Below are 2,128 nucleotides of genomic sequence, written 5' to 3'. Positions count from 1 at the left end.
GACAAACGCCGCGGTGGTTTTGTCATGGGCGAGGGTGCAGGCGCAGTCATTCTGGAAGAATATGAACACGCAAAGGCTCGTGGTGCAAAGATTTATGCGGAAGTAGTGGGCTATGGTTCCACCTGCGATGCTCACCATGTGACAGCTCCTGCAGAAGAAGCCATTGCCAGCGGCAAGGCCATCAGAATTGCAGCAGAAGGGCTGGATGGTATCGATGCAGAAAAAATCTACATCAATGCCCACGGCACAGGGACACCCCTGAACGATAAAACAGAAACCAGAGCCATTAAAAATGCCTTTGGGGAAGATGCGAAAAAGGTACACATCAGTTCCACAAAATCCATGACAGGTCACATGCTGGGTGCAGCCGGCGCTGTGGAAGCCATTGCGGCCATTCTGGCGGTGAAAGAGGATATCATTCCTCCTACCATCAATTTCAGAGAAACTGACCCTGTCTGTGATCTGGATTATACACCCAATCAGGCAGTGGAAACTGTGGTAGAAGGGGCGATGTCCACTTCTCTGGGCTTTGGCGGTCACAATGCCTGTGTGGCATTTAGAAAAATGAAGGATTGATAAAGAATGGATACAAATAAAATCAATGAACTGGCGAAAATTCTGCGCCAGAATCAGCTGACAAAATTAGATCTGACAGAAGGCGACAGCCGTATTGTGCTGGAAGCGGCAGGCAGGGTTGTGACAACCGTGGATATTCCTGCGGTTTCTGTGGATAACACAGCAGAAGCGGCGGCAGAACCTGCAGTCGTTGTGGAAAAAACAGAAGAAAAAACAGGGGTAGCGCAGAAATCCCCTCTGGTGGGTACCGTTTATCTGGCACCTCAGGCGGGCGCGGAACCCTTTGTCAAGGTGGGCGACAGAGTGAAAAAAGGCGACGTTGTCTGTATCGTGGAATCCATGAAGATGTTCAATAACATCGAAGCGGAATATGACGGTACCATTGAAGAAATCTGCGTGGACAACGGACAGATCGTGGAATTCGGTCAGACCCTTGTAAAAATCCTTCCCTAAGGAGGAACAAAAATGAATCAGGAAGAGATCAAAAAAATCCTGCCCCACAGAGACCATATGCTTCTCATCGACGAAGCGGAACTGCGTGAGGGCAAGGCTTACGGCAAAAAGACCATCCGCGGGGACGAATTTTTCCTGCAGGGACATTTTCCCGGAAATCCCGTCGTGCCCGGTGTGATTTTATGCGAAATTCTGGGACAGAGTGCCTGTGTGCTTTTGTCCGCCGAAGGGGAAGGGAAGACTCCCTTTTTCACAGGGCTGGATAAGGTACGCTTCAAAAACAGCGTCCGTCCCGGGGATGTATTTGAAACAGAATGTACTTTGCTGAAACACAAAGGCCCTTTTTACTGGGCAGAAGGCAAAGGCTATGTGAATGGTAAATTGTGTGTCAGTGCGGAGTTTTCCTTTGCGCTGATAAAGGAGTAATGGCTTATGTTTTCGAAAATTCTCGTAGCCAACCGAGGGGAAGTGGCTGTTCGCATCATCCGTGCCTGCAAGGAAATGGGCATTCGGACGGTGGCGGTCTATTCCGAAGCGGACAGAGATTCCCTGCCTGTGGCACTGGCCGATGAACGCATCTGCATCGGCGGCAACGCTGCGGCAGACAGCTACTTAAATCAGAAAAATATCATCAGTGCGGCGCTGGCGGCGGGGGCAGAGGCCATCCACGCGGGTTACGGTTTTCTTTCGGAAAATGCGTCCTTTGCCAAGCGCTGCGAAGAAAACGGCATCGTTTTCATTGGCCCCAAAAGCGAAGTCATTTCTGCCATGGGGGATAAGGATGCTTCCCGTCAGCTGATGCAGCAGGTGGGGGTTCCTGTTGTGCCCGGTACGGAAATTTTGCAGGATGCGGCGGAAGCCAAAAGACTGGCGAAAGACATCGGCTATCCTCTTCTGGTAAAGGCAACGGCCGGCGGCGGCGGCAAGGGCATCCGCGTGGTGGAGCGGGAGGAAGAGTTGGAAGAAGCCTTCCTGACGGCATCCCGTGAGGCGGAAAGTGCCTTTGGCAATGGGGATGTGTTTCTGGAAAAATATCTGACCTCTGTGCGCCATGTGGAAATGCAGATCCTTGCCGACCATTACGGAAATATCCTCTGTC

At 51.4% G+C, this 2,128-nt stretch carries 3 protein-coding genes and 1 pseudogene; all 4 read left to right on the top strand.

Annotated features, from left to right (window positions below; all coding sequences use genetic code 11):
• Nucleotides 1-576: pseudogene (locus tag ACJMLT_RS01785) on the top strand (beta-ketoacyl-[acyl-carrier-protein] synthase II); the annotation flags it as partial.
• Between the two features lie 6 nt (nt 577-582).
• Complete coding sequence (gene accB, locus ACJMLT_RS01780; protein WP_405725695.1) at nt 583-1,029, top strand: acetyl-CoA carboxylase biotin carboxyl carrier protein; 447 nt, start codon at nt 583-585, stop codon at nt 1,027-1,029.
• A gap of 12 nt (nt 1,030-1,041) precedes the next feature.
• Nucleotides 1,042-1,455 (top strand): 3-hydroxyacyl-ACP dehydratase FabZ family protein, encoded by a 414-nt coding sequence (locus tag ACJMLT_RS01775; RefSeq protein ID WP_405725692.1) that lies wholly within the window; start codon nt 1,042-1,044, stop codon nt 1,453-1,455.
• Nucleotides 1,456-1,461: 6 nt separating this feature from the next.
• A partial coding sequence (locus ACJMLT_RS01770) for a biotin carboxylase N-terminal domain-containing protein (protein ID WP_405725689.1) occupies nt 1,462-2,128 on the top strand: 667 nt, incomplete at its 3' end.

The sequence above is a fragment of the Anaerotignum sp. genome, from assembly GCF_045122575.1.
Classification (GTDB): domain Bacteria; phylum Bacillota; class Clostridia; order Lachnospirales; family Anaerotignaceae; genus Anaerotignum_A.
The sequence above is the reverse complement of the archived record's forward strand: the minus strand, read 5'-3'. Positions and strand labels throughout refer to the sequence as shown.